We start from the raw sequence: 25,603 nt of genomic DNA on the forward strand, positions 1-25,603 counted from the left end.
ATACTGGAGAAAATAAAGATAAAGGAGTTCAGTATGGAACATATGGTGAAAATAGAAGGCGTCTGCAAAAAGCATGGCAGCAAGCAGATTTTAGAAGATATTTCTTTTACAGCTAGAAGCGGTCGGATTACAGCTTTTCTAGGCCCAAATGGTGCAGGGAAAAGTTCGACCTTGAGGATTCTCTTGGGGTTAGATTGGGCGACAGCAGGGACTGCAACTTTTGATGGGCAAACCTATCAATCAATGACCTATCCGCTCAGAACGGTAGGTGCAGCCTTTGATGGCATTGGCGGTCTGCCAAATCGAAAGGTCTATGACCACTTGAGGATTATTGCGGCAAGTAATGCTATTCCCAAGTCTCGGATCGATGAGGTTTTGGAGATGACTGGAATCGCTCATAAGAGGAATGACCTCTTGTCAAGCCTGTCTCTGGGGGAAGGTCAACGATTGGGCTTGGCAGCAGCTTTGCTGGGTGATCCTCAGTTTCTTATATTAGATGAGCCAACTAATGGGCTGGATCCAAGTGGGATTAAGTGGTTTAGAAAGTTTATCCGTCAGCAGGCTGATTTAGGGAAAACGGTACTTCTATCTTCCCATATCCTATCAGAGGTGCAAATGGTGACAGATGATGTAGTCTTGATTCATCATGGGCGAATTATTGAGCAAGGACGATTGGAAGAGGTGCTGCAAGATTCAGACAGTCTAGAAGATCTCTTCTTTGATTTGACAGAGGAGGCTTAAGATGAAAGAAACGATGTCCTTATTGCATTCAGAATGGTTGAAAATTCGCTCAACCAAGGCTTTCAAAGTGAGTATGGGCCTCATGCTGCTATTGGTGCCTGTCGTATCCTGGCTGGAGGGCCGACAGTATCTGTCTATCGGCTTGGATGCTACGCCTGAGACGGTTCCTAATCTGATAAACGCCTTTGATCCGCTGGAATATCTAGGTCTCAACGGGGCTTCTATGGCGGTCATGGTTTTGGTCATTTTAGCTGGAATTTTGGGAGCTATGGAATTTCAGTCTCATAGCTTGAGAACCAGTCTCTTGACCTGTAATAACCGCCTGAAGTTGCTTGTGGGGAAACTCATGACCTTTACTTGCTTTTCTCTTGCCACTAGCTTTTTATCAATCTACTTTAGTTATATGGTCATGCATCTCGCTTTAGGAAAGGAAGGACTTGATCCGATTCTGCTCAATCAGGCAGCTTGGAGTTTGATTTTGTGGAAAACCTTATCTCTAACCTTATTGGGAATCCTTTCGTTTTTGTTAGGTTTATTGGCTCGGACCATGCTAGTTCCTCTGCTTTTTCTCGTACCCCAAATCTATAATTTAGGAAACTACCTAGCTGCTCACACGAGTTGGGGAGCTTATTTGCCACAGCCAGCAGGAGAGTTGTTTGCTGCAACGCCAACTTCCCAATATGCTAACAATCCCTTGCAAGGGCTGTTGATACTTGGTGCATGGTTGCTAGTCATCGGCGGCATGGCTTCTCTGCGCTTTTTGAAGACGGATTTAGGAGGGCGATACTGATGATAAAAGCTCTGCTTAGAAGTGAATGGATTAAGTTTCGTTCTTACTATCTCGCTCTTGGTGCAGCCTTGGTGGTTCTGGTAGTCGTTCCTTTTTTCCTGATGAATCTTGACTATAGTCAGACAGCAGTTGGCCAGACGAAGGCTCTGAGCGAGGTTTTGCATGCCCTCTATCTGGCGCAGCCTGTCATCGTCATCTTCACTTCTCTCTATTTTGCCCAAGAGTTTGTCAAGTCTGGGATGCGAACGAATTTTCTAACCGTATCAAATAGAAAGGCTTGGTTGGCTGGGAAATTCCTTTTTCTGGACTTGCTGCTCTTGGTTCTCTACAGTGTCATGATAGGCAGCTGTTTCCTTGTTATGCTGGCTCGTTTTGACCTAAGCTTTAGCTGGTCCTTACTAGAGAAATTCCTCTATTACAGCTTTTTGGGTCTTCTCAGCAATCTTTTTCTGGCTTTTTTAACTGCTGGCCTCGCTTTGCTATTTCAATCTTGGGTTGTGCCGGTGTCGGTGCTCTTTCCTCTTTTGATTGGTCTCAGCCGTTTATTAGCGACTTTCATCAAAGAAGCAAAATACCTGCCCGATCTAGCTACGCTAAATCTTTTTGAGTATGAAGGGATTCAGCATTCAATAGATCTGTCAGGTCTGGGAATACAGTTGTTATGGTTAGCTTTGGTTTGGAGCTCTGCTATATTCTTAACCTTGAAACGAGATGTTCGCTAGAGGTATGCTATAATGGAAATTATGAGACAGTATCGTATTTTGGTGGTTGATGACGACTGGAGCATTTTAAAGCTGGTGAAAAACGTCCTAGAGCTCGATGCTTATGACGTGACGACGCTTGATCGGATAGAAGAGATAGAGCTGACGGATTTTGTAGGATATGATTTGATTCTGCTAGATGTGATGATGGAGCCTGTTAATGGTTTTGAGCTGTGTTCCTACATTCGTCCTCATCTTTCGTGTCCAATTATCTTTCTGACAGCTAAGGAGTTAGAGGCGGACAAGGTGGAAGGGCTCTTTCGCGGAGCAGATGACTATATTGTCAAGCCTTTTGGGACCAAAGAATTGCTGGCGCGTGTCAGAGCCCATCTTCGGCGGGAGGAAAGACGGGAGGAGCGATATTCTGAAATTGCTTCTTGTCAATTTTATCCAGAGCGCTATGAAGTTGCCTATTTTGGTAAAGTCTTGAAATTTTCAGAGCGTGAGTTTAAGTTACTGCATTTACTTGCTAGCAATCCCAAGCAGACCTTCTCAGCTGAACGCCTGCATACCTTGCTTTACCCAGAAAGCTCAGAAACACAGCTTCGCTCCATCTCAGAATACGTATATCAGATTCGCCAAAAATGTAAACAAGAAGGGCTGCAAGCAATCGCAACAGTGAGAGGAGTAGGCTATAGATGGCAATTAGAACCCGTAATTTCAAAAGCCTAGTCTGGACAACCAGTTTAAAAATCGTCTTTTTCCATGTTTTGATTTTTGTGCTTATAGGTTATGAATTTACGCAAGGAGGTGATCACGTTCTTTTCATCTTGTTCTTTTGGGCGGGGAGCTTGCTGCTGATTACTTTTTATCATATTTTGAAATTGCTCCGAAAAATCGACAGGGAAATAAAAATGCTAACGAGTAAGAAGCTTTTAGAAGAAAATCAAAGCCAGCTTTTTCGGATCGAGGAAATGCTCGAAGTCTATAGCGATTTACGGAGTAGCCACCAAGAAAATGCTCGTCTTCTAGAAAAAGAGCAGCAGCATAATCAGGAGTTGATTTTACAGCTATCAGCGACATCGCACGATTTGAAAACGCCCCTAACTGTGATTAAGGGGAATGCTGAGCTCTTGGAATTGGCGCAGTTAGGACAGCCACAGGCAGACTATGCTGCTGAGATTTTGCAGGCTAGTTACAAGATGGAAGAATATTGTGGCTCTCTTATTGATTACGCTAAGGCTTTTCAGATTGATTCTAATCAGTTCAGTCAGCTTTCCTTAGAGGACTTTTTGGCTTATCTCCAGGACGATTGGGCACTGTTCAGTAAACAGGAAAGCTATCGTTTTTATCTCCAAGAAGATTGTGATCTTAGTCTGATTTTGTCGATTCATTTGGACTATCTCAAACGGGCTTTGCTCAATATTTTACTGAATGCGCTTGAACATGCAGACCAGGATCAAAAGGAAGTCAAGCTAACGGTATCAGTGCAGCAGGACCAGTTGGTTTTTGCTATCTGGAACAACGGCCCTTCATTTTCGGAGGAGATGCTGCTGGGAGCGGAACGACTCTTTTACCAGAGTGACCAAAGCCGCAATTCAGCTAATCCCCATCATGGTATCGGCTTAGCCTTTTCTAAGCAGGTAGCTCTCTTGCACGGTGGTCGTCTGACCTTGCTCAATCCAGCCCAAGGAGGAGCCTGTGTCGAGTTGACAATTTCATTGAAATAAATGAGAATGGAAAATCATAAAAACGCATAATACCAAGTGTCCAAAAGACTTGATATTATGCGTTTGATTTTTTTATTATGTAAAGATTTACTGGATTTTTCTCTCAAATTGAGTTTTTGTCCAGCCTTGTTTATTTACTTCCGATACAAACGATCGTATTGGTAGTATGGGTCAAAGGTTACGTTGATGCCTAGTTTGCGAAGGACATTCTTGTCTTCATCGGTCAAGATGATGGTTGAGTGGGCTTCGCTTCCTTTGAGGTTGCCAAGTTCTTCCATGGCACGCGCAGCATCAGGATTTTCCATAGCTGTGATTGCAAGGGCAATCAGGATTTCATTTGAATGCAGGCGTGGATTGCGACTACCGAGATGGTTGATTTTAAGACCTTGAATTGGTTTGACGACTTCAGGCTCGATTAATTTCACTTCCTTAGCGATGTTAGCTGATTTTTTGATGGCATTGATCAAGGCAGCAGCTGTAGGGCCAAAGAGTTCAGAGTTTTTACCAGTGACAATGTCGCCAGATGGCAATTCGAGAGCTAGGGCAGGTCCGCCAGTTTCTTCCGCTTTTTGACGTGCTGCGACAGCAACCTTACGGTCTGCAGGTGTGATACCGAGGTCGTTCATGAGAAGTTCAATCTTCTTGACAGCAGTTTCTCCGACTTTTTCAGCTTTAAAATCAAGAACAGTTTGATAATAGCGACGGATGATTTCTTGTTTAGAAGCTTCGATAGCAACTTCATTATCAGTAATAGCAAAACCAACCATGTTGACACCCATGTCTGTTGGTGAAGCGTATGGAGATTCACCGAGAATGCGTTCCAACATACGTTTGAGCACTGGGAAAATTTCGATATCACGGTTGTAGTTGACAGTGGTTTCTCCGTAGGTTTGGAGATGGAAGGGGTCAATCATATTGACATCATCAAGGTCCGCAGTTGCAGCCTCGTAGGCCAAGTTGACTGGATGATGAAGGGGTAGGTTCCAAACTGGGAAGGTTTCAAACTTAGCGTAACCAGACTTGATGCCATTGAGTTGGTCGTGGTACATGTTGGACATACAAGTAGCCAATTTTCCAGAACCAGGTCCAGGAGCGGTTACGACAATCAAGTTGCGACTGGTTTTGATGTAGTCGTTTTTCCCCATACCTTCTGGGGAAATAATGTGATCCATATCCGTCGGATATCCTTTGATTGGATAATGAAGATAGGAATCAATCCCGTTTTTATCTAACTGGTTGCGGAAGGCATCTGCAGCCGGTTGCCCAGCGTATTGTGTGATGACAACAGAACCAACAAAAATTCCCAGCTCATTGAATTTGTCAATCAAGCGAAGAACTTCTTGGTCATAAGAAATGCCTAGGTCGCCACGTGCTTTAGAATGTTCGATGTTGCTTGCGTTGATAGCAATCACAACCTCAACCTGCTCTTTCAATTCTTGCAAGAGCTTGATTTTATTGTCAGGCTCATAACCAGGAAGGACACGAGCAGCGTGGAAATCTTCTAACATTTTGCCACCAAACTCCAAATAGAGCTTACCGTCAAATTGGTTAATGCGCTCCAAAATGTGGTCGCGCTGTAGATTCAAATATTGTTCAGAACTAAAAGCTTGTTTTTTCATTTTTTTACCTCTGACCTCTATTATAATAAAAAAATGGAAGATAGGAAACTATGGAGCTAAAAAAGAAATTAAAAAGATTAGGCAAACGCTTGCACAAAATTTAGAAAAGCGCTACCATAGACTATAGATTATTAAAATAATGAGGTAAGAAGATGCAAGAAAAATGGTGGCATAATGCCGTAGTCTATCAAGTCTATCCCAAGAGTTTTATGGACAGCAACGGAGACGGAGTTGGCGATTTGCCAGGAATTACAAGTAAGTTGGACTATCTAGCCAAGTTAGGGATTACAGCGATTTGGCTTTCTCCCGTTTATGATAGTCCGATGGATGATAATGGCTATGATATTGCCGATTATCAAGCGATTGCAGCTATTTTCGGAACCATGGAGGATATGGATGAACTCATCTCAGAAGCTAAGAAGCGTGACATTCGAATTATCATGGACTTGGTGGTCAATCATACCTCGGATGAACACGCCTGGTTTGTCGAGGCATGTGAAAATCCTGACAGCCCCGAACGAGACTACTATATCTGGCGGGATGAGCCCAATGATTTGGAGTCTATCTTTAGTGGGTCTGCTTGGGAATACGATGAAAAGTCAGGTCAATACTATCTCCACTTTTTTAGCAAGAAACAGCCCGATCTCAACTGGGAGAATGAAAAACTGCGCCAGAAAATTTATGAGATGATGAACTTCTGGATTGATAAAGGTATTGGTGGTTTCCGTATGGATGTCATTGACATGATTGGCAAGATCCCTGATGAGAAAGTAGTCAATAATGGTCCCATGCTCCATCCCTATCTCAAGGAGATGAACCAAGCCACCTTTGGAGATAAGAATCTCTTGACAGTAGGGGAAACATGGGGTGCAACGCCAGAGATTGCTAAGCTTTACTCGGATCCAAAGGGACAAGAATTGTCTATGGTCTTCCAGTTTGAACACATCTGTCTTCAATATCAGGAAGGGCAACCTAAGTGGCACTACCAAAAAGAGTTAAATGTAGGGAAGTTAAAAGAGATTTTCAACAAATGGCAGACTGAGTTAGGAGTTGAAGACGGCTGGAATTCCCTCTTCTGGAATAACCACGATCTTCCTCGGATCGTCTCTATCTGGGGAAATGACCAGGAATACCGCGAAAAATCTGCCAAAGCCTTTGCAATCTTGCTTCATCTCATGAGAGGGACACCTTATATCTATCAGGGTGAAGAGATTGGGATGACAAACTATCCATTTGAAACACTGGACCAAGTAGAAGATATTGAATCCCTCAACTATGCGCGTGAAGCTCTTGAAAAAGGCGTTCTGATAGAAGAAATCATGGACAGCATTCGGGTTATTGGTCGTGATAATGCACGGACTCCGATGCAATGGGATGAAAGCAAAAATGCTGGTTTCTCAACAGGTCAACCGTGGTTGGCAGTTAATCCAAACTACGAAGAAATAAACGTTCAAGAAGCACTGGCAAATCCAGAATCTATTTTCTATACTTATCAAAAACTCGTTCAAATTCGCAAGGAGAACAGCTGGCTGATTCGAGCTGATTTTGAATTGCTTGATACGGCTGATAAGGTCTTTGCTTATATCCGTAAGGACGGTGAGCGCCGCTTCCTAGTTGTGGCCAACTTGTCCAATGAGAAACAAAACTTTTCAGTAGAAGGAAGAGTTAAGTCGATCTTGATTGAAAACACTACTGCTAAAGAAGCAGTTGAAAAACAAACCTTAGCTCCATGGGATGCTTTCTGTGTGGAACTAACGGATTAAAATTAGTGAACAGCACCCCTAAAGTTAGATTTTTTCTGTCTGACTTTTGGGGTGCTGTTTAATTTGTGGATGTTTTTTAATTTTACAGATAGAAAAAGAGAAGACCAAATGGTCTTCTCAACGGGGGAACTGAAATAATGGAAAAGAATTAATCAAAGAGGGTTATTAGTCTTTGAAATTCTTTTGGAAGATCAGGAGAGACAAGATAGAAGTAATGGCTGCCAAGAAGAGGAAGGCAGTTGCTTCTTGTTCCCCAGTTGCAGGGAGTAGTCTTTCCTTGTCTTCTTTGATTGTAGCTGTGACAGAAGCTTTTTCATCTTTTGCTGATGAATTATCTGTTACGGCTGGAGTAGGTTTTTCAGTCTCTCTTGGTAGAACATACTCAGGAAGAGTCACAACTGGTGGCGCTTCTGTACCAACTGAGCTTTGTTTGCTACCTACCTCAATCACTCGATCTATAGCTGGAGTTGCTTCTGTTTGGAGAACCTTGCGATTGTCACCGTCCACTTCAACATACTCGACTAAGAGACCGTCTTTTCCTTCTGATAGAACCTGCTCTTTTCCTTTGTCTAATTGTGGGTTTTCGCGACGAATAGTCTTAAACGGCACGACCTTATTGACGATTTCCAAACTTGGAAGTGTAAAGACAAGATCTTTAACCCCTTCCTCAGGACTTGAAGAAGTAATTGGTTTCTCAGGTTGCGTCGGTTTTTCAGGCTGAGCAGGTTTTTCAGGCTGAGCTGGCTTTTCAGGCTCAGCAGGTTTCTCAGGTTGAGTAGGTTTTTCAGTCTCAGCAGGTTTTTCCGGTTGAGTCGGATTTTCAGTCTCAGCAGGTTTCTCAGGTTGCGCCGGTTTCTCAGGTTGAGCGGGTTGTTCCGGTTGCGCTGGCTTTTCAGGCTGAGCTGCTTTGAGCTTGTTGATTTGTTCGAGAGCAGTTTCTAGCGCTTTATTGACTGCTTCCTGAGTCTTAGCTTCTTGGATCGCAGCAATGGCTTGATCTGCAATTTCAACTAATTTCTTCTTAGCTTCCTTGTTGGATCCAAGTTCAGCTACTTTTTTCTCGATAGCTTTTGTCAAGCTGTCCATAGCCTTATCATACTCAATTTCCGGTTGTTTTGGTTCAGCTGGTTGCTCAGGCTGGTCAGGTTTCTCAGGTTCTTCTGGCTGTTCCGGTTGCTCTGGACTAGGTTCCTCTTGTCCTCTTTGATAGTTCTCATCCTTGGATAGGATATCTTGTAGGGCACTGACCGTCAACATGACTTCTTGAACATTCACTGCATCAGCACTGAGTTGGTTTCTCAATTTTTCTAGATTTGCTTGGAAAGCTTGGCGTGCAGTAGCCGTATTTTTCAAGCCTGCTGGGTCAAAGTTGGACAAATCATCCTTCCATTTAGAAATAGACTGGATGATATCTGCCTTGCTGTAGAGTTCGCTACCTTCGCCACGAGTGATGAATTGGTCCACTTGAATACCGATATTTTGAGACAAATCGTTTCGATCAGGATCTAGTTGAAGGGTGACTGCGTGCAAGTTTTCGTCCAGACCTTTTAGGCTAACCAGAGTTTGATTGCCTTGGCGTTGGGCTGCACGACCGCTAAAGTATTTCTTACCATCAATAGTTGAAGCATTTCCCATTCCATCTTGGTAAGGAACTTCTTTGCCGTCTAGGAAGACTTTGTAGATACCATGATTTGGATCAACATAGCCCTTTATATCAAGTCCAGTACCGTAGAAGTAGGCTGTGACAGTTGTCTTTTTCTTTTGCTCGTCAGTTAAGCGACCAAAGGATGCCCAAGACTCCGTTTTTTGGTACTTGTCTGCCGAATTGGTTTCATGGTGCCAGCCAGGACTATAATCCAACTGACTAGCTTGATCATCATAACTTGTTTGGTCCTTGATCAGCAATTCAGCTTTCATCACTTGGATGGTTGCATCGGTAGCGAAACCGAGCAGGGCACCATCAGTGACAGAAGTGAGCTTGGCTTTGAAGTCAAAGATAGAGTCGGCTTGTTCTGTAAAGTCAATCGTTGGGATGGTAACAGTCTTTTCTGTTTCTCCATCTTTAAAGGTCACATCTTGAGTTGTATCTTGGTAAACTTTACCGTGGACTCCAGTTCCAGGTTCTGTGATGAAGCGAACAGTAGCAGTCCCCTTGCTTCCACCAACACGCTTAATCTTAACAGTGACTGGTTTTCCTTTTTCGACTTCGTAGTTAGTAGACTCGAGTTCAAACATCCCTTTACTATCATTGTTTAGGGTGTAGATTCCTTCTGTAGCAATTGGTTCGCCTGTTTTATTTACAAGAGTAATAGTATGTTGGCCTGGTGCTAAATCGCCTGTCTCAAAGACTTTTTGGCTGCGTTTACGGCTAGCATTCTTAGTTTGGACATCGGCAACCTTTTGACCATCAACGTAGACGGACATTTCTCCATGACCTGGATCGACCGTAGAGACGACATAGGCCTTGGTTCCTGTGAAGGTATAGCTTACTTTGGCATCTTTTTGATTGGTCCACATAGAAGTGCCACGAACACCTTCAGATTCATTGTACCAAGTTGTTCCGGCTGTATCTGCTGTTGTGTTTGAGTGGTATTCCAGTCCAAGAGGATAGCCATCTGTCTTTTCAATGCTGCTTGGTGTCTTGTAGACTGAGAAGTTGGTCAAGATTGGGGTTGCTTGAGTACCAGTGATGGTTACACGGATTTTTTGTGCCTCTACAGGCTTGCCTTGAACCAAGCGACGGTAACCAACGGTCGAACCTTCGCCGTATGTCACCCAACGTCCGTTGATTTCGACTTCAATCTTGAAACCAGAGATACGTTGACCTTTGGCGATGTCTTCCTTGAGTTCAACAACGTCAAAGCGTTTCTTTTGTCCCAAATCGACTGTAAAGCTACCGGTTGTGGCATCATTTGAGAGCGCCCAGCTAGTATCATCTTTACCGTCTGTGAGGTGACTTTCCTTGTAGAGGTGGTTTTGACGAGTAGAACTTGCTGTTACGGTCGCACCTTTGGCAAAGTCAGTCGCATACATTTGATCTAGAGTTGCCTTAAATTCCTTCAAGCGAGCCACATCCGCATCTGCGAATTTTCCTTCTTTATTTGGTGGAATATTGAGAAGGAGTGGCGTTCCACGACCAACAGACTTGAAGTAGATATCCATCAACTCTTTGAGTGATTTTGGCTGTTGATTGTCATGGTAGAACCAGCCCGAACGGATCGAAACGTCAGCTTCCCCTACAGAATACATATCACCATCAGGGTCGCCATGGTTGAGGTATTCGTTTTTCACGTCGTCTGTGATGTTGGCCCTTTTGACTTTATGCCATACAGGGTCACCTGCGATACCTCGTTCATTTCCAATCCAGCGAACACTTGTCGGTTGAGCAGAGAAGATAGCAATATCTCCTTCAGCTTCTTTGATGTATTTGAACCATTCATCAAAGGTATAGGTTACTTTTTGAGCACCGCTACCACGTGCACCGTCCATCCAAACCTCGATAAATTTCCCTTTATTACCGTATTTTGGATTACCAAGGATTTCTTTCAGTTGGTTGAGATAGTATTGGTTGTATTCTTTTTCGGTTGCAACATGGTATTTTGGATGGTTGGCATCCCATGGTGATAGGTAAACCCCCATGTTCATGTCATACTTGCTAGCAGACTTGGAAACTTCTTCGAGAAGGTCACCCTTTCCATCTTTCCATGGGCTAGCAGCTACGGTATGGTTGGTGTACTTAGAAGGGTAAGCAACGAATCCGTCGTGGTGTTTAACAACCATAATAGTTCGTTTGAAGCCCGTTTCCTTCAGAGTGCGAATCCACTGGTCAGTATCCAAGTTGGTTGGATTGAAGTATCGGGGGTCTTCTTTCCCATTTCCCCATTCAGAATTGGTATAAGTGTTCATTCCGTAGTGGATGAAGGCTGCCAATTCTTCCTTGTGGTAATCAAGTTGGGCCTTGCTTGGAAGTGGTCCATGATTGCCAATTTCGGTTTCTTTATCTTCTGGATGAGCCACTGGTGGAGTCGGAGTCGTTGGATTAGCCGTATCAGCGACTGGCTCGTATTCAAAGACGACCTCATTCACCCCTTTTTGCTGGATAGTTGCTTCCAGGCTAGCCTTGACTGGACGGTAGCCAGCAATGTCTTTTGCATGGAAGGTGTTGACAAAGGAAACGTCATACTCTTGGCCGTCATTGTTATCAACTGTCGCTTCCGCTAGTTCAGTAGTGGTTCCTTTTTGACGGTAGTAAACTTTGAAGGAGCCTTTGTTGACTTTATAGACTACCTTGATGACACGTGTACCGGCAGGCGCTTTGCTGACAACATTGTGCTCTTCAGCCCAAGCATCCTTTAGTTGTTTATTAACTGCTACGCCATCAATGGATACAATTTCGTATTTGTCTTTATTCTTCTGGTAGAAGTCCGTTTTCTCGATTTCTTTTTTGAAATTATAGTCAAATGGCGAATCAACAGCTGTCTGTTCGATAAAGGTGTCCTTATCTTTGACAGGATTTCCTTCTTCGTCTTCGTGTTGGATAACAACGCGACCGTATTCAACTCCCTTGGTCAAGGTAGCAATACCATCTTGGTTAAAGGAATATTCGTTGCTTCCGATAACAGCTTTCTCGTTCCGAAGCATACGTCCTTCATCAGTAAAGTAGTAACGATTTCCGTTATCACCTTGGTACCAGCCTTTCACACCATATTTGGCAATCATGTCCTTCACCCATTTCAGTTGTTCAGGTGAAAGGACGAGTCCGCCACCAAAGCGATCCTTTTCAGCCACACCATTGTCAACGGTTCCGTGTTGGTGAACCCCCAGAACTTTTCCTTGGCTATCGACAATCCCGCCACCAGACAAACCAGATACAGAAGTGGTTTTGTAGGTGATACCAGTCGTTCCCTTATCATCATAGGACTCAACAGATCGGATGGTCCCATCTGCCTTGTAAAGCTGACCAGCTAGGATAGGTTGTTTCAGTTCTTTTGAGCTCGAGTCAGTTGGGTAGCCAATCGTACTGATGGCTTCTCCCGGCTGATGCGTCTTGTAATCCGCTAAAGGTGCAAAGGTTGCTGCTTTGTTTGGACTAGCAATCGGAAGAGGAATAGGAGCTTCTACAAGAGCAAGGTCGTTCTTGTAACCTTTTCCAAACTCCTTCTTGTTCCAGAAATGGATATCTTTTTCTCTGAATAAAACCGTAGTTCCAGAAGATGGAATTGAATTTTTCTTTTCGCTGTTTGAACCAACGTTATAGTAGAACTGGGCAGATTTTCCACCACGAATGTGACCCTCGCCAGTTTCTTTATTAGCCTCTAGGAAGTTATGAGCAACGGTAAGAATCAAATTAGGTGCAACAAAGATACCAGATCCTGAAACGAGGTAGCGTTGCTCCCCTGCATTGTAAGTGCTGTAAACCATAGTAGCAGCAGTAGCAGGTTGTCCCTCGTAGTTGATGTGTTTGAGGTCTTGTCCACCGTTAATGATGGCACGGTTTCCGTTCTCGGCTTCCTTTGGAGCTTCTTCCTTGTCCTTTAGAATGCTCTTAGTTTCTACTTTTGGACTAGCTTTCTGGTCAACGATAGTAGTCGTATCGAGTTCTTTGACAGGTGTGTCTGGATAGGCACGGTCCTGAATGTCTTCAGGGAGCAAGTCAGTACTGTTGGTATCGGCAGCAGGTGTTTCTTGTTTTTCAGCTTCTACACGGCCTTCTTTTTTGACTGGTTCAGCCTTGGTCGCTTCTATATCTGCGACTTGTTCAATTTGCTGATCTAAATTGGATGTCGTGGCAGGAGACGTTTCGTCTGCACGCACGGTTCCAGAAGCAAAAAATGCCAGTCCCACGATAACAGACGCCACACCTACAGTCAACTTCCGAATGCTAAAAGTTTGCCCTTTTTCAAAAAGGTATAGATTCATAATATACTCCTAGTTTTTAGAAAGGCAGTCAGCTACTGCCCAAGCCCAAGTCTGTCTTGGTTACAACTTGATTTAATGAAAAACTCTCTGATAATTTGTAAGCCACCTTACCTCCTGTTTATAAAGCGCTTTCATTTTAAGATAAAAAAATTTAAAAGGTCATTTCTCCCTTAAAATGACTGAAAACTTTTAATATAACAAATATACTAAATTAATGAAAGAATTGCAATAGCAAAAAGCAAAAAAATAAATATAAATTAAAGAAAATTAGTTACTTTTTAAAGAAAAAACGCCTCCTTTCAGGGCTCAAACTAAATGAAAGGATACGTTTTAAAAAGAAATTAAAGTATTTTTTGAAGAGACTCTTGGATGGTTTGGGGGTCTGTTTTGGAAGAGAAGCGCTCAAGGACTTGCCCATCTCGACCAATGAGAAACTTAGCAAAATTCCATTCGATTCGTTTTCCTAGCGGGCCAGATTTCTGGTCTTTTAGCCAAACATAAAGAGGATCTGCCTCCTTGCCGTTGACCTTGATCTTGGCAAAGCGAGGGAAAGTGGTCTGGTAGTGTAGACTGCAGAAGCTATTGATTTCCTCAGCGCTGCCGGGTGCTTGTCTCATAAACTGATTGCAAGGAAAGTCTAAAATCTCAAATCCTTGTTCTTGATAGCTTTCATAGAGTTCTTGAAGTCCCTGGTACTGGGGCGTTAAACCACATCCTGTAGCAGTGTTGACAATCAAGAGAACCTTGCCACGATAGCTCTCCAGGGGAGTTGCTTGGTTGTTTTGGTTCAAAACAGAAAAATCATATATACTGGTCATTTTTCTATATTCTCCTTATGCATTCCTGATTCAGAGTGTTTCATCTCGTGTTCCGATAAAAAGGCATAGGTCATGGTTCCAAAGATGGCACCAATTCCCAAACTCAAGACTAGTAAAGGGAGCGTTTTATCGAACTGGGAGAGATTGTCCCAAAAGGTATTGAGGGGAAGATGCTGAACAAAGAGTTTGTGAAAGGCTGATAAGACAAACAAGCCAATTGGAATACTGATGAATACACCCCAACTACGAAGGTTGATTTGGCTTTTGCTGTAGCTTTTGTGATGGATTTCGGACGGGTCATCCTTGTCTAAATGTAAGTTGCGAACTGCTAGTCTCGCCCTAGATGAGAGGACGAAGATAAGTCCAAAATAGAGGTAGGGCATGGCATCTCGAACCAACTCTATGAAGCGTCCAAATAGGAGATAGAACAGGAAGAGTAGGAGAGAGGAGTAAACGATTTGGATCAAGGCTCGGGCACCTGCTCTGTAGATTATCTCTTGGCGACATTCATCAAAAGGCCCTTGTATGTGAAAGAATAGTTTGAGTAAGCGAGTGGTGAGATCTTCTTTTTTCATGGGAGTAACCTCCTAAATGAGCGATTTTTGATTGACTTCTTTAAAGAGTTGATAGAGAGTATAGAAGTAAACCAAACTAAAAATGATACAGATTATTAGAAATACCAGGTATCTCCAATCCATAGGATTTGTTAAAAGTTGTGGAAAGGATACGAGGATAAAACAGAGAGATGCGTTTAGAAGACGTATTTTTTTTGATTGGATTTTCTGGAATCTCTGTCCCTTGTTCAATACAGGAAGGAATAAAAGAAAGATAATCAAGAAAGGAGGCTCAATATGTCCAGAAAGTAGGAAAAAGGTAACAAAGATACTGATAAAAACATGACTGATCAGTAGCCTAGCTAGTGATTTCATAAGGAACCTCCTAGTCGTCTTCTCGATCTTTCTTGGCTTTTCGAATGCGCAGAGAGACGATAATTTGTATGGTCACTCCGAAGAAGAGGGTAGCTAGGATAGTTGATACAAAATGCCCTGTATTTAAAAGAGAACCAAGATAATCCTTGCTATCATCGGTTAGGACATTCAGAAGCGGTATTCCAAAGAACATGCCCATGCCATAGATTAGACCGGCTTTTAGACCAGGAAAATGCAGTTGTTTACTTTCTTTCTTGCTTAACATTTCGGGGTCAATAGCTGTGATGCCCGTTTTCTTGGTTTGAGAGACCACATAGAGGGCAGCCATCAGCGAAATGCCAAATACCACGAGAGGATAGCCGATAGCGACAATTTGCGGGTATTTATAAGCAAGGACAAAGGGGATGAGGTTGCCAAATATCATGAGATAAAAGAGAACGATAAAGACCTGATTCCCGATACGATCGGCCTCGCGCCGTTTGTGTTCGTCAAGGGGGCCAGAAATGCCGTATGTACGTTTGATGAGTTTGTCAGTGAGAGTTTCTTTTTTCATTTGTTTGCTCCTTTTTTAAAAATCGTCTTCCCAAAAGAGACTGTTAAGGTCAGTTTGGAGGCTGCGGGCGAGATTGAGACAGAGTTCCAGGGTTGGATTGTACTTGTCGTTTTCAATCATATTGATGGTCTGTCTCGAGACACCGATATCTTTGGCGAGCTCGAGCTGGGAAATGCCCAGTTCCTTGCGGAATTCTTTGACACGATTCATAGGGTCTCCTTTCTGATATGTCGTATATATTTGACTACATTATATTCTTTTGGAGATGAGATGTCAAGTATACATGACATATTTTTGAGAATTTTTTTCGAAGAAACTTAGCCTTGTCTGACAAGTGCAAGCTGGTCGGATTTGTGGTAAAATAGATAAGATATGACAAAAGAATTTCATCATGTAACGGTCTTGCTTCATGAAACGATTGATATGCTTGACGTAAAACCTGACGGTATCTACGTTGATGCGACTTTGGGCGGAGCAGGCCATAGCGAATATTTATTAAGTAAATTGAGCGAAAAAGGGCATCTCTATGCTTTTGACCAAGACCAGAATGCCATTGATAATGCGCAAAAACGGTTGGCACCCTATATCGAAAAGGGGATGGTAACCTTTATCAAGGATAACTTCCGTCATTTGCAGGCTCGTTTGCAGGAGGCTGGTGTCCAGGAAATTGATGGAATTTGTTATGACTTGGGAGTGTCCAGTCCTCAGCTAGATCAGCGTGAACGTGGCTTTTCTTATAAAAAGGATGCGCCACTGGATATGCGGATGAATCAGGAAGCTAGTCTGACGGCCTATGAGGTGGTCAATCATTATGACTATCATGACTTGGTTCGGATCTTTTTTAAGTATGGTGAGGATAAATTCTCTAAACAGATTGCCCGTAAGATTGAGCAAGCGCGTGAGGTGAAGCCCATTGAGACAACGACGGAGTTGGCAGAGATTATCAAGTCGGCCAAGCCTGCCAAGGAACTCAAGAAAAAGGGACACCCTGCCAAGCAGATTTTCCAAGCTATCCGAATCGAAGTTAATGATGAGCTGGGCGCTGCAGATGAATCTATCCAGCAGGCTATGGACATGCTGGCTCTGGATGGGAGAATCTCGGTCATTACCTTCCATTCTCTGGAAGATCGCTTGACCAAGCAATTATTTAAAGAAGCTTCAACAGTGGAAGTTCCGAAAGGCTTGCCCTTCATTCCAGATGACCTTAAGCCCAAGATGGAATTGGTATCCCGCAAGCCAATCTTGCCAAGTGCTGAAGAGCTAGAAGCCAACAATCGTTCGCATTCAGCCAAGTTGCGCGTGGCTAGAAAAATTCACAAGTAAGAGGAAAAACATGGCAGAAAGAATCGAAAAAACAAGCCAGTTATTGCAAACGAAGTTCAAAGGTTTTTCTCGTGTGGAAAAGGCCTTCTATGTTTCGATTGCTGCAACAATGATTATCCTGGCAATTAGCGTTGTGTTTATGCAGACCAAGCTATTACAAGTTCAGAATGAATTGACCAAGGTCAATGCTCAAATCGAAGAAAAGAAAACCGAGCTAGACGATGCCAAGCAAGAGGTCAATGAATTGATTCGTTCAGAACGTTTGAAAGAGATTGCAAACTCCAAGGATTTGCAGCTGAATAACGAAAATATCCGAGCAGCGGAGTAAGAAATGAAACAGTGGAAAGAAAAAATCATCCGTTATGCCGTTCGTAACCGTAAATCTCCAGAAGAAAATCGTCGAAGAGTAGGGAAAAGCCTGAGTTTATTGGCTGTCATACTCTTCGCGGTCTTTTTGGTCAACTTTGCGGTCATCATCGGAACGGGTAAAAAATTTGGTAAGGACTTGGTTCAAGAAGCCAAAAAGGTTCACCAAACAACCAAGACGATTCCTGCAAAACGAGGGACTATATACGATCGTAATGGAACGCCTATTGCAGAGGATGCGACTTCTTATAATATATATGCGGTTATTGACAAGACCTACAAGTCAGCAACAGGCAAAATTCTCTATGTAGAGGATTCTCAATTTAATAAGGTGGCTGAGATTTTCCATAAATACCTCGATATGGAGGAGTCTTATGTCAAAGAACAACTTTCTCAGCCAGATCTGAAACAGGTATCTTTTGGAGCCAAGGGGAATGGGATCACCTATGCCAATATGATGGCCATAAAAAATGACCTCAAAACAGCTGGGGTTGAAGGGGTTGACTTTACAACTAGCCCTAACCGCAGTTATCCCAATGGACAGTTTGCTTCTTCCTTTATCGGTTTAGCGCAACTCCATGAAAATGAGGATGGCACCAAACGTTTGATTGGGACATCTGGTTTGGAGAGTTCTTTAAATAGTATTCTTGCAGGTACAGATGGTATTATCACCTATGAGAAGGATCGTCTGGGAAATATTGTTCCGGGTACGGAGCAGGCTTCCCAACACATGGTAGACGGAAAGGATGTCTACACAACCCTTTCTAGTCCTTTGCAATCCTTTATGGAAACACAGATGGATGCCTTTCAGGCAAAGGTAAAAGGCAAGTATATGACGGCTACCTTGGTCAGCGCTAAAACAGGGGAAATCCTGGCTACAACTCAACGGCCGACCTTCAATGCCGATACCAAGGATGGCATCACAAAAGACTTTGTCTGGCGTGATATCCTCTATCAAAGTAACTATGAGCCAGGATCGACCATGAAGGTGATGATGTTGGCCTCAGCCATTGATAACAATACCTTCCCTGGTGGCGAATACTTTAACAGTAGCGAATTGAAACTAGCAGATGCGACCATTCGAGACTGGGACGTCAATGAAGGATTGACCAGTGGTGGCACCATGACCTTCTCTCAAGGATTTGCCCACTCAAGTAATATCGGGATGACCTTGCTTGAGCAAAAGATGGGGGATACAACTTGGCTGGACTACCTTAACCGCTTTAAGTTTGGGGTGCCGACCCGTTTTGGTCTGGCAGATGAGTACACAGGTCAATTGCCTGCTGATAACATTGTCAATATCGCCATGAGTTCATTTGGACAAGGGATTTCTGTTACCCAGACCCAGATGCTTCGTGCCTTTACAGCTATTGCTAATGATGGGGTTATGTTGGAGCCGAAATTTATCAGCGCCCTCTATGATCCAAATGACCAGTCTGTTCGTAAGTCTCAAAAGGAAATTGTCGGAAATCCTGTGTCAAAAGAAGCAGCGTCCTCTACTCGGGAGCACATGGTCATGGTCGGAACAGATCCTGTCTACGGTACCATGTACAACCACAGTACAGAAAAGCCTAATGTCAATGTTCCAGGTCAGAATGTCGCCCTGAAATCCGGGACTGCTCAGATTGCCGATGAGAAGAATGGGGGCTACCTGACGGGTGAAACCAACTATATCTTCTCTGTTGTGTCGATGCATCCTGCAGAAAATCCTGACTTTATCCTCTATGTAACGGTGCAACAGCCAGAGCATTATTCGGGTGTTCAGCTTGGGGAGTTTGCCAACCCAATCCTTGAGCGAGCTTCTGCTATGAAAGAATCCCTCAATCTTCAGTCAACTGCCAAGAGCTTAGATCAGGTCAGCAAGACGACAAGCTATGCCATGCCAGCTACCAAGGACTTTACTCCGGGTGACCTAGCAGAGGAATTGCGTCGCAACCTTGTCCAACCAATCGTTATCGGAACAGGAACCAAGATCAAGGAACTCTCGGTTTCTGAAGGAGATAATTTGGAAGCCAATCAGCAAATCTTGATCCTGTCAGATAAGGTCGAAGAAATGCCTGATATGTATGGCTGGACAGATGAAAATGTGCAAACATTTGCCAAATGGCTGAATATAGAAGTCGAATGGGAAGGTAGTGGCAAAACGGTCAAGAAACAAAGTGTTCGTGCCAATACAGCCCTCAAAGACCTTAAAAAAATGAAAATAACTTTAGGAGATTAAGATGATTAGTTCCATTAGTGCTGGAGTTCTAGCCTTTCTATTGACCTTGATAGGTATTCCAGCCTTTATCCGATTTTATCGAAAAGCACAGATTACAGGTCAGCAGATGCACGAGGATGTCAAACAACATCAAGCTAAAGCTGGGACTCCAACCATGGGAGGTCTTGTCTTCCTTATTGTTGCAGTTGTTGTGAGCTTCCTTGTCGCTCTCTTTACCCAACAATTGACCAACAATGTAGGCATGATCTTGTTTATCTTGGTTTTGTATGGTTTGGTAGGTTTTTTGGATGATTTCCTCAAGGTCTTTCGTAAAATCAACGAAGGTTTAAATCCCAAGCAAAAACTTGCTCTCCAGCTCCTTGGAGGAGTGATTTTCTACCTCTTTTATGAGCGTGGTGGCGACATGCTTTCAGTCTTTGGCTACCAAGTACATCTGGGTATTTTCTATATTTTCTTTGCCCTTTTCTGGCTAGTTGGCTTTTCAAATGCGGTGAATTTGACGGACGGGATCGACGGCTTAGCAAGTATTTCAGTGGTGATTAGCTTATCGGCCTACGGTGTGATTGCTTATATGCAAAATCAACTGGATATCCTTCTTGTGATTCTTGCCATGATTGGTGGTTTGCTAGGTTTCTTCGTCTTTAACCACAAGCCTGCTAAGGTTTTCATGGGAGATGTGGGAAGTTTGGCTCTAGGTGGGATGCTGGCAGCAATCTCTATGGCCCTCCACCAAGAATGGACCCTTTTGCTGATTGGGATTATCTATGTCTTTGAGACAAGCTCTGTTATGATGCAGGTTACCTACTTCAAAATTAGTGGTGGAAAGCGTATTTTCCGTATGACACCTGTGCATCACCATTTTGAGCTTGGAGGATTCTCAGGCAAGGGCAATCCTTGGAGCGAGTGGAAGGTTGACTTCTTCTTTTGGGGAGTAGGACTTCTAGCAAGTCTCCTGACTCTAGCCTTTTTATACCTACTGTAAAAATAATTTCTGATTACAAAATAAAACAGGATGAAGGTGATCTTCATCCTGTTTTTGTGTGATTAAAAGTTAGTTGGAGTCATCCTTTCTCCCTTTTAACATAAAAGTGGCTGTAAGGGCTAGGCTGAGTCCTGCTAAGAAGAGGAGTGGATTGGACGCTTCTCCTGTTGCTGGAAGCTCTTCTTTAGGAGAATGATTTCCAGCTTTCGCAAGACTAGGACTAGCTGAAAGTTGTTCAGTCTCGTGTGCTAAGGTCTCTGCATCTGAAGCACTTGGTTTTTCCTCTGTGTTAGTGGTTATTCCAGTAGCTTGATAGACGACAGCATAGGTACTGAAATGATGAGTGATGAATTCTACCTTTCCATCTCGAACGGTGAAATCAAGGGCTTGCAACTCCTTGGTCGGAGTGATGTAGTAGATGTTTTCTACGCTAGCTGAAATAGGCAGGCGAACTAAGACAGAGCCTTTTGGCTGCAAGCTATGATCGGTTGGATTTTTAAGTTGTAGGTCGTAAGCATCATAGGTCTTGTCAAAGAGTTCTTGAGCTAGGACACGTCGGCTAGAAACGTGAGAAATTCCTTCTAAGTCGCTGGCTCCACCGATGATTTCTACTCCAGTTTCCTTGTCTTTTAAGACTCGAACTGGATAGTCAGGAAGGCTAAGGGTCGGAGTAGTCTGATCTCCGCTAGTTCCGATAGGCTTAGTGTATTCAGTTTTTTCAACAGTAGGTGCTTCCTCTTGACCTGCTGTTCCGATAGGTTCGGTGTATTCAGGAATTTCAACAGTAGGCGGCACTTCTTGCCCTGCAGTCCCGATAGGCCCAGTGTATTCAGCTTTTTCAACAGTAGGAGCTGGTTCGTCCCCCTTGCTTGTAGTTGGCTGACTCTCGCCAACCTTTTTCTCATCCTTTTTAGTAAAGACGGCTACGATAGGGCTACTTGTGGTATTTCCTTGAATGCTATAAGCTTCAATGGCATTTCCAGCTTTGCGATTGGTTTCTTCAGGGATTGGAATTTGAACCTGATTGTCTTGGACTGATAGGATAGTCTGATCTCCACTTGTAACCAGATGCGTTTTATCCACCTTGCGTAGGACTAAAGGATCTTTGACTCCTGGGAAGGTCACTGCGATGGCTTCCCAATCTCCAGATGGTAGGCTTAAGGAAATGGTTTTGTCATTTTCCTTAAGAGGCGCGATACTTGGGCTATCTAAATCAACAGCTGGGGCTTTGATGATGTCAAAGGAGTCTAGAGAAATTTTCTTGCGACCTTCTGGCGAATCTGGGTCAACACGTAATGTTAGGGTGTGCGGACCATCAGTAAGATTTGTAAATTCGCCAATAAAGGCTCTCTTTTCAGTTGCGCCTGACGTATAGAAATCCAAAGCAGGCATTTCTTTTCCATCTAGTGTAACACTTGCTCGTCCAAGGGCAAGGCTCTTCAAGCCATAGATACGAATACCTGTACCAGTAAAGGAAATAGTTGCCTGAGCTTCTGAAGCTGCACTAGAGTCACTGTTGTTGATGTCAGCGTATTTTTCCGTACCACCGTAGAGTTCAGGGTCAGACCAGTCCTTAAACTGGGCACCATACTGGATGCGCGAATCACGATCATCCATTTTTTCAATCGTGTTGCCTGTTCCAGATAGGACCTTGAAGTAGTCTAATGAAATTTTCGAGCGTTCACTTCCACGTCCCTTGTGCTCACGCTTAACGCTAAGAGTCAATGTATGAGGTTCATCTGCTAATCCTGTAAAGCGACCAATGAGACTACCTTTTTCAGTTGCCCCAGCAGTATGGAAATCAAGTTCTCCAACCTCTTTGCCGTCAATTTTAGCAGTGGCAAGACCTAGTTCGGACGATTTTAGTCCATAGATTTCGATACCAACGCCAGTGAAAGGAATGGTGGCAGTGATGTCTTCGTCTGTGTAGTCTCCTTTTGAAAGGTCAGCAAATTTCTCTGTTCCTCCAAATAATTCTGAGTCTGCCCAGTTTCCAAAGGCAGCTCCGTACTGGATACGACTGTCTCGGTCATCCATCAATTCACTAGGAGTTTCTACAGTGACCTTTTCAGATACTTGGGTAGGAACTTCTCCCAGCATAGCCTTGACGGTATAGGTATAGGCGAGTTGAGGATTTAGTGAGCGGTCGATAAAGTGGGTTTGATTGGTTACAAATTCTCTAGTTGCAGAGGTTTGTCCAGATTCATCCTTTACTTGTCTTTGGATGACATAGTGGGTAGCGCCTTCTACTTGATTAAAGGTGAGTTCGGCAGTGACTCCATTTTGTCGAACTGCTGTTAGACTGGTTACACGACCAGAGAAGTGTTCAAAGGTAATGACGTCACCTTTTTGTGTTGCAAGCTGGATACGATTATCTTTAAGGATCGTTGCCTTGACTGGTTTGCCATTGACCTTAACCTGACTGGCTTCGATATTTGGATAGTCTACAACCAAGTCTCCACCGACATTTGACAGGAAGGACAAGTTTTGAAGGTTTTTATCTTTCCACTTCATGCTGACTTCGAAGTTACCACGGGCAATCAAACCAGAAACCTGACCGTCTTTCCAAGCATCTGGAAGGGCTGGCAATGGTGCAATATAGCCAGTATGAGATTGGAGGAGCATTTCTGCCATCCCACTAGTTGCTCCAAAGTTTCCGTCGATTTGGAAAGGCGCGTGAGTATCCCAAAGGTTTTCTAGGGTTGAGTATTTGAGCTGTTCAGCGAGTAAGCGATGGGCACGGTTACCGTCCAAGAGACGAGCCCAGAGGTTGATTTTATTAGCCTTAGACCAACCAGTACCACCATCTCCACGGTGGTTGAGGGTAGCACGCGCAGCCTCTAGGTATTCAGCCTGGTCCTTGCTAAAGAGCGTACCAGGGAAGAGCCCAACTAGATGGGAAATGTGGCGGTGGTTGTTTTCAATCCCTTCATTAGTGAATTGTGGACTGTCCTCCTCATACCATTCCTTGATGCGTCCTTCTTTATTGATATGAAGTGGTTTTAGTTTGTCAAATTTAGCCTTGACCTCTGTGACTAAGTCTTGGTCGACTTTCAGATAGTTGGCAACTTCCATGTAGTCATGGAATAGCTGCCAGACTAGCGACTGGTCAAAGGTATTTCCGATCGTGATGGTCCCGTGTTCTGGTGAGTAGGATGGAGAAGACACCCAACGGTCACTGGCCTGGTCATAGTGCAAGAAGGAGTTCCAGAACTTAGCAGTCTCTTTCAACATAGGATAGATCTTTTCTTTGAGATAAGTCTCATCCTTGGTGAATTTATAGTAGTCATAGACGTTCTGCATCATCCAGGCATTAGCAGCTGGCGACCAACCCCAATAGTAATTCCAACCAGGAGTAGTCCAGCCAAATGGTGTGGCCTGGGTGTGGACCAGCCAGCCATTTTCTTGTCCGTCTTTGGATTCGATACCAGCGTATTCTTTGGCAGCGATACGGCCGTAGTAGCGCATGTCATCAATGTAATTGATCATTGGCTTGGCAGTTTCAGCAAGGTTACTCATGTAAGCTGGCCAGTAATTCATTTGCAAATTGACATTGAGGTGGTAGTCAGCGTTCCAAGGTGGATTGTCTACAGCATTCCAGACTCCTTGTAGGTTGGCAGGAAGGGCATCTGTCCGATCACGAGACGAACTGATCAATAAATAACGTTCGTATTGGAAGAAGAGTTCTTCCAATTTTTGCCCTTTGCTAGGGTTATAGCTTTGAAGGGCTTTTTTTGTCGTTTGATCAGTCTTACTTCCACCTAGATTTAGTTTGACGCGATTAAAGAGACTTTGATAATCCTTGATATGGTCTTGCTTAAGTGTTTTGTAGTCCTTGGCCTTAGCTGCTTTGACAATCCCTTTAACTGTTTTTTCGAGGTCGATGTCTTTTCGATAGTTGGTTTTTGGATTCTGAGCAAAGTTAGTCTTGGCGCTGAGATAGAGGGTCGCATAACTTGCGCCTGTAACGGTTAGAGTTTCGTCCTGAACAGTCACCTTTCCGTCCGTTTTAATTCCTAGGTAGGATGCAAATTTGAGGCCGTTATCTTTAACAGTTCCCTTTAGAAGGATTCCGTTTGCATCTGTAGTGACATGACCGTTCTTATAGTTGGAATATTCCCAAGAGTAGTCACCATTAACAAGCAAGTCCTCTGTCAAGCTGTTCCAAAGGGTAAAGTCAAGCGTCTTGTTTCCTTTTTTAGTCAAGTGGGTCACGGTGACATCATCAGGGTAGCTGGAGAAGGTTTCGCGTTTGAAGGTCGTCCCATCTTGGGTGTAAGAAGTGGTCGTAGTAGCCTCTGTGATATCCAAACCACGGTGATAATCTGTTACTGTATCTAGACCCTTTTTCTGGTTATTGAAGACCATGAAAATATCACCAAAGGCTAGGTAGCGACCATATTGGGCATTATTAGGGCCAACGAGATTTTGTTCAGCTAGTTGTTTCGCTTTTTGGCGGTCACCAGCTTCGAGAGCCTTACGAATTTCTGCTAAGACCTTGTAGCGATCCTTGTAGTTCCCACCATTATAGTCGGTGCTATCGGGTTGAGGACCTCCAGACCAGAGAGTCTTTTCGTTATACTGGATTCTTTCTTCACCAATCAGACCAAAGACCTTGGCTCCCATTTCTCCGTTTCCGACTGGGAGAGCTTGTTTTTCCCAACCATCATAGGAAGGGGGGGTTGGTTGATTGTAGTTGAGTTGATAGTTTTCTTGTTTTGTCACCGGCTGATCTGCTTTTTCAGGTTCCTTATTTTCTTTAGCTTCTACAATGGCTTCTTCACTAGCTTGACTATTTGTTGTCTGAGTCTCTTCGGCTAGCTTGCTTTCGGAAACTACTGGACTTTCTGCTAGAGACGGATTTGTAGTTTCAGTAGCTTCAGCAACTTTGGGTTCACTATCAGGCTTAGTGATAGCTTCGACAGAGGTTGGTTCAGTTTGTTTGACCTCAACACTGTCTGCGGCTACAGTGTGGTTGACTAGAAAAACAGCCCCCAGCAAAACAGAAGCAGTCCCAACCGTCAGCTTGCGGATGCTATAGCGACAGGATTTCTCCCAAAAGTGTTTTTTCATAAAACCCTCCTTCATCTATTCGAAACCGCTTACATTTTATAAAGCAATTTCGTTTAAATTGTTTCTATTTATCTC

General features: G+C 43.6%; 18 protein-coding genes. 10 read left to right on the top strand and 8 right to left on the bottom strand.

Translation table 11 applies throughout. The features are described from left to right. Window positions 1-33: 33 nt before the first annotated feature. Genes I6H78_RS06835 through I6H78_RS06855 form a run of 5 tightly spaced genes read left to right on the top strand, consistent with a single transcriptional unit; the run spans window position 34 to window position 3,962 of the window. A complete protein-coding gene (locus I6H78_RS06835) occupies window positions 34-741 on the top strand; it encodes an ABC transporter ATP-binding protein (protein ID WP_198459203.1) in 708 nt (235 codons plus the stop codon). A gap of 1 nt (window position 742) precedes the next feature. Continuing rightward, window positions 743-1,531, top strand: coding sequence for an ABC transporter permease (locus I6H78_RS06840; protein ID WP_198459204.1), 789 nt, complete (start codon window positions 743-745; stop codon window positions 1,529-1,531). Further along, entirely contained in the window at window positions 1,531-2,253 is a 723-nt protein-coding gene (locus I6H78_RS06845; protein WP_198459205.1) for a lantibiotic ABC transporter permease, read from the top strand. Before I6H78_RS06840 ends, I6H78_RS06845 begins: the two co-directional genes overlap by 1 nt. 12 nt (window positions 2,254-2,265) lie before the next feature. Further along, complete coding sequence (locus tag I6H78_RS06850; protein ID WP_198459206.1) at window positions 2,266-2,964, top strand: response regulator transcription factor; 699 nt, start codon at window positions 2,266-2,268, stop codon at window positions 2,962-2,964. Continuing rightward, window positions 2,931-3,962 carry a sensor histidine kinase gene (locus I6H78_RS06855; RefSeq protein WP_198459207.1) on the top strand — a complete coding sequence of 344 codons (1,032 nt, stop codon included), beginning with the start codon at window positions 2,931-2,933 and terminating at the stop codon, window positions 3,960-3,962. The genes I6H78_RS06850 and I6H78_RS06855 overlap by 34 nt, the downstream gene beginning before the upstream one ends. A 134-nt stretch (window positions 3,963-4,096) precedes the next feature. Here the strand turns inward: I6H78_RS06855 and I6H78_RS06860 are convergent, their stop codons facing one another. Beyond that, window positions 4,097-5,581 (bottom strand): DUF1846 domain-containing protein, encoded by a 1,485-nt coding sequence (locus tag I6H78_RS06860; RefSeq protein WP_198459208.1) that lies wholly within the window; start codon window positions 5,579-5,581, stop codon window positions 4,097-4,099. 152 nt (window positions 5,582-5,733) lie between these two features. Between I6H78_RS06860 and I6H78_RS06865 the strand changes: the two genes are divergently transcribed. Then, window positions 5,734-7,344, top strand: a complete 1,611-nt coding sequence (locus I6H78_RS06865) for a glycoside hydrolase family 13 protein (RefSeq protein WP_198459209.1) — start codon at window positions 5,734-5,736, stop codon at window positions 7,342-7,344. Between the two features lie 165 nt (window positions 7,345-7,509). Here I6H78_RS06865 and I6H78_RS06870 read toward each other — a convergent pair whose 3' ends face one another. The 6 genes from I6H78_RS06870 to I6H78_RS06895 all read right to left on the bottom strand — a co-directional run bounded on the left by I6H78_RS06870 (window position 7,510) and on the right by I6H78_RS06895 (window position 15,773). Next, window positions 7,510-13,263, bottom strand: coding sequence for an alpha-L-fucosidase (locus I6H78_RS06870; RefSeq protein ID WP_198459210.1), 5,754 nt, complete (start codon window positions 13,261-13,263; stop codon window positions 7,510-7,512). Between the two features lie 341 nt (window positions 13,264-13,604). Further along, complete coding sequence (locus I6H78_RS06875; RefSeq protein ID WP_198459211.1) at window positions 13,605-14,081, bottom strand: glutathione peroxidase; 477 nt, start codon at window positions 14,079-14,081, stop codon at window positions 13,605-13,607. Further along, a complete protein-coding gene (locus I6H78_RS06880) occupies window positions 14,078-14,656 on the bottom strand; it encodes a DUF3278 domain-containing protein (protein WP_198459212.1) in 579 nt (192 codons plus the stop codon). The genes I6H78_RS06875 and I6H78_RS06880 overlap by 4 nt, the downstream gene beginning before the upstream one ends. 12 nt (window positions 14,657-14,668) lie before the next feature. Continuing rightward, window positions 14,669-15,010 carry a hypothetical protein gene (locus I6H78_RS06885; protein ID WP_198459213.1) on the bottom strand — a complete coding sequence of 114 codons (342 nt, stop codon included), beginning with the start codon at window positions 15,008-15,010 and terminating at the stop codon, window positions 14,669-14,671. A gap of 10 nt (window positions 15,011-15,020) precedes the next feature. After that, window positions 15,021-15,563, bottom strand: coding sequence for a DUF3278 domain-containing protein (locus I6H78_RS06890; protein ID WP_198459214.1), 543 nt, complete (start codon window positions 15,561-15,563; stop codon window positions 15,021-15,023). A 15-nt stretch (window positions 15,564-15,578) separates the two neighbouring features. Then, window positions 15,579-15,773 carry a helix-turn-helix transcriptional regulator gene (locus tag I6H78_RS06895; protein ID WP_001082470.1) on the bottom strand — a complete coding sequence of 65 codons (195 nt, stop codon included), beginning with the start codon at window positions 15,771-15,773 and terminating at the stop codon, window positions 15,579-15,581. A gap of 162 nt (window positions 15,774-15,935) precedes the next feature. On the opposite strand from I6H78_RS06895, the gene rsmH reads away from it, so the two are divergent. Genes rsmH through mraY form a run of 4 tightly spaced genes read left to right on the top strand, consistent with a single transcriptional unit; the run spans window position 15,936 to window position 20,455 of the window. Then, on the top strand, window positions 15,936-16,886 hold the full coding sequence (rsmH, locus tag I6H78_RS06900; RefSeq protein ID WP_000159388.1) for a 16S rRNA (cytosine(1402)-N(4))-methyltransferase RsmH: 951 nt from the start codon (window positions 15,936-15,938) through the stop codon (window positions 16,884-16,886). Between the two features lie 10 nt (window positions 16,887-16,896). Further along, a complete protein-coding gene (gene ftsL / locus I6H78_RS06905; protein WP_000840795.1) occupies window positions 16,897-17,214 on the top strand; it encodes a cell division protein FtsL in 318 nt (105 codons plus the stop codon). 3 nt (window positions 17,215-17,217) lie between these two features. Beyond that, window positions 17,218-19,473, top strand: a complete 2,256-nt coding sequence (gene pbp2x / locus I6H78_RS06910) for a penicillin-binding protein PBP2X (protein ID WP_198459215.1) — start codon at window positions 17,218-17,220, stop codon at window positions 19,471-19,473. 1 nt (window position 19,474) lies between these two features. After that, on the top strand, window positions 19,475-20,455 hold the full coding sequence (mraY, locus tag I6H78_RS06915) for a phospho-N-acetylmuramoyl-pentapeptide-transferase (protein WP_000625793.1): 981 nt from the start codon (window positions 19,475-19,477) through the stop codon (window positions 20,453-20,455). A 69-nt stretch (window positions 20,456-20,524) separates the two neighbouring features. Here the strand turns inward: mraY and I6H78_RS06920 are convergent, their stop codons facing one another. Then, entirely contained in the window at window positions 20,525-25,528 is a 5,004-nt protein-coding gene (locus tag I6H78_RS06920; protein WP_198459216.1) for an SIALI-17 repeat-containing surface protein, read from the bottom strand. Window positions 25,529-25,603 lie beyond the last annotated feature (75 nt).

Source organism: Streptococcus oralis (assembly GCF_016127915.1).
Lineage (GTDB): Bacteria > Bacillota > Bacilli > Lactobacillales > Streptococcaceae > Streptococcus > Streptococcus oralis_BO.

What these genes read in the sequence shown, in the direction of transcription:
- I6H78_RS06835 (WP_198459203.1), top strand. Translation starts at nt 34, where the DNA reads ATGGAACATATGGTGAAAATAGAAGGCGTCTGCAAAAAGCATGGCAGC.
- I6H78_RS06840 (WP_198459204.1), top strand. Translation starts at nt 743, where the DNA reads ATGAAAGAAACGATGTCCTTATTGCATTCAGAATGGTTGAAAATTCGC.
- I6H78_RS06845 (WP_198459205.1), top strand. Translation starts at nt 1,531, where the DNA reads ATGATAAAAGCTCTGCTTAGAAGTGAATGGATTAAGTTTCGTTCTTAC.
- I6H78_RS06850 (WP_198459206.1), top strand. Translation starts at nt 2,266, where the DNA reads ATGGAAATTATGAGACAGTATCGTATTTTGGTGGTTGATGACGACTGG.
- I6H78_RS06855 (WP_198459207.1), top strand. Translation starts at nt 2,931, where the DNA reads ATGGCAATTAGAACCCGTAATTTCAAAAGCCTAGTCTGGACAACCAGT.
- I6H78_RS06860 (WP_198459208.1), bottom strand. Translation starts at nt 5,581, where the DNA reads ATGAAAAAACAAGCTTTTAGTTCTGAACAATATTTGAATCTACAGCGC.
- I6H78_RS06865 (WP_198459209.1), top strand. Translation starts at nt 5,734, where the DNA reads ATGCAAGAAAAATGGTGGCATAATGCCGTAGTCTATCAAGTCTATCCC.
- I6H78_RS06870 (WP_198459210.1), bottom strand. Translation starts at nt 13,263, where the DNA reads ATGAATCTATACCTTTTTGAAAAAGGGCAAACTTTTAGCATTCGGAAG.
- I6H78_RS06875 (WP_198459211.1), bottom strand. Translation starts at nt 14,081, where the DNA reads ATGACCAGTATATATGATTTTTCTGTTTTGAACCAAAACAACCAAGCA.
- I6H78_RS06880 (WP_198459212.1), bottom strand. Translation starts at nt 14,656, where the DNA reads ATGAAAAAAGAAGATCTCACCACTCGCTTACTCAAACTATTCTTTCAC.
- I6H78_RS06885 (WP_198459213.1), bottom strand. Translation starts at nt 15,010, where the DNA reads ATGAAATCACTAGCTAGGCTACTGATCAGTCATGTTTTTATCAGTATC.
- I6H78_RS06890 (WP_198459214.1), bottom strand. Translation starts at nt 15,563, where the DNA reads ATGAAAAAAGAAACTCTCACTGACAAACTCATCAAACGTACATACGGC.
- I6H78_RS06895 (WP_001082470.1), bottom strand. Translation starts at nt 15,773, where the DNA reads ATGAATCGTGTCAAAGAATTCCGCAAGGAACTGGGCATTTCCCAGCTC.
- rsmH (WP_000159388.1), top strand. Translation starts at nt 15,936, where the DNA reads ATGACAAAAGAATTTCATCATGTAACGGTCTTGCTTCATGAAACGATT.
- ftsL (WP_000840795.1), top strand. Translation starts at nt 16,897, where the DNA reads ATGGCAGAAAGAATCGAAAAAACAAGCCAGTTATTGCAAACGAAGTTC.
- pbp2x (WP_198459215.1), top strand. Translation starts at nt 17,218, where the DNA reads ATGAAACAGTGGAAAGAAAAAATCATCCGTTATGCCGTTCGTAACCGT.
- mraY (WP_000625793.1), top strand. Translation starts at nt 19,475, where the DNA reads ATGATTAGTTCCATTAGTGCTGGAGTTCTAGCCTTTCTATTGACCTTG.
- I6H78_RS06920 (WP_198459216.1), bottom strand. Translation starts at nt 25,528, where the DNA reads ATGAAAAAACACTTTTGGGAGAAATCCTGTCGCTATAGCATCCGCAAG.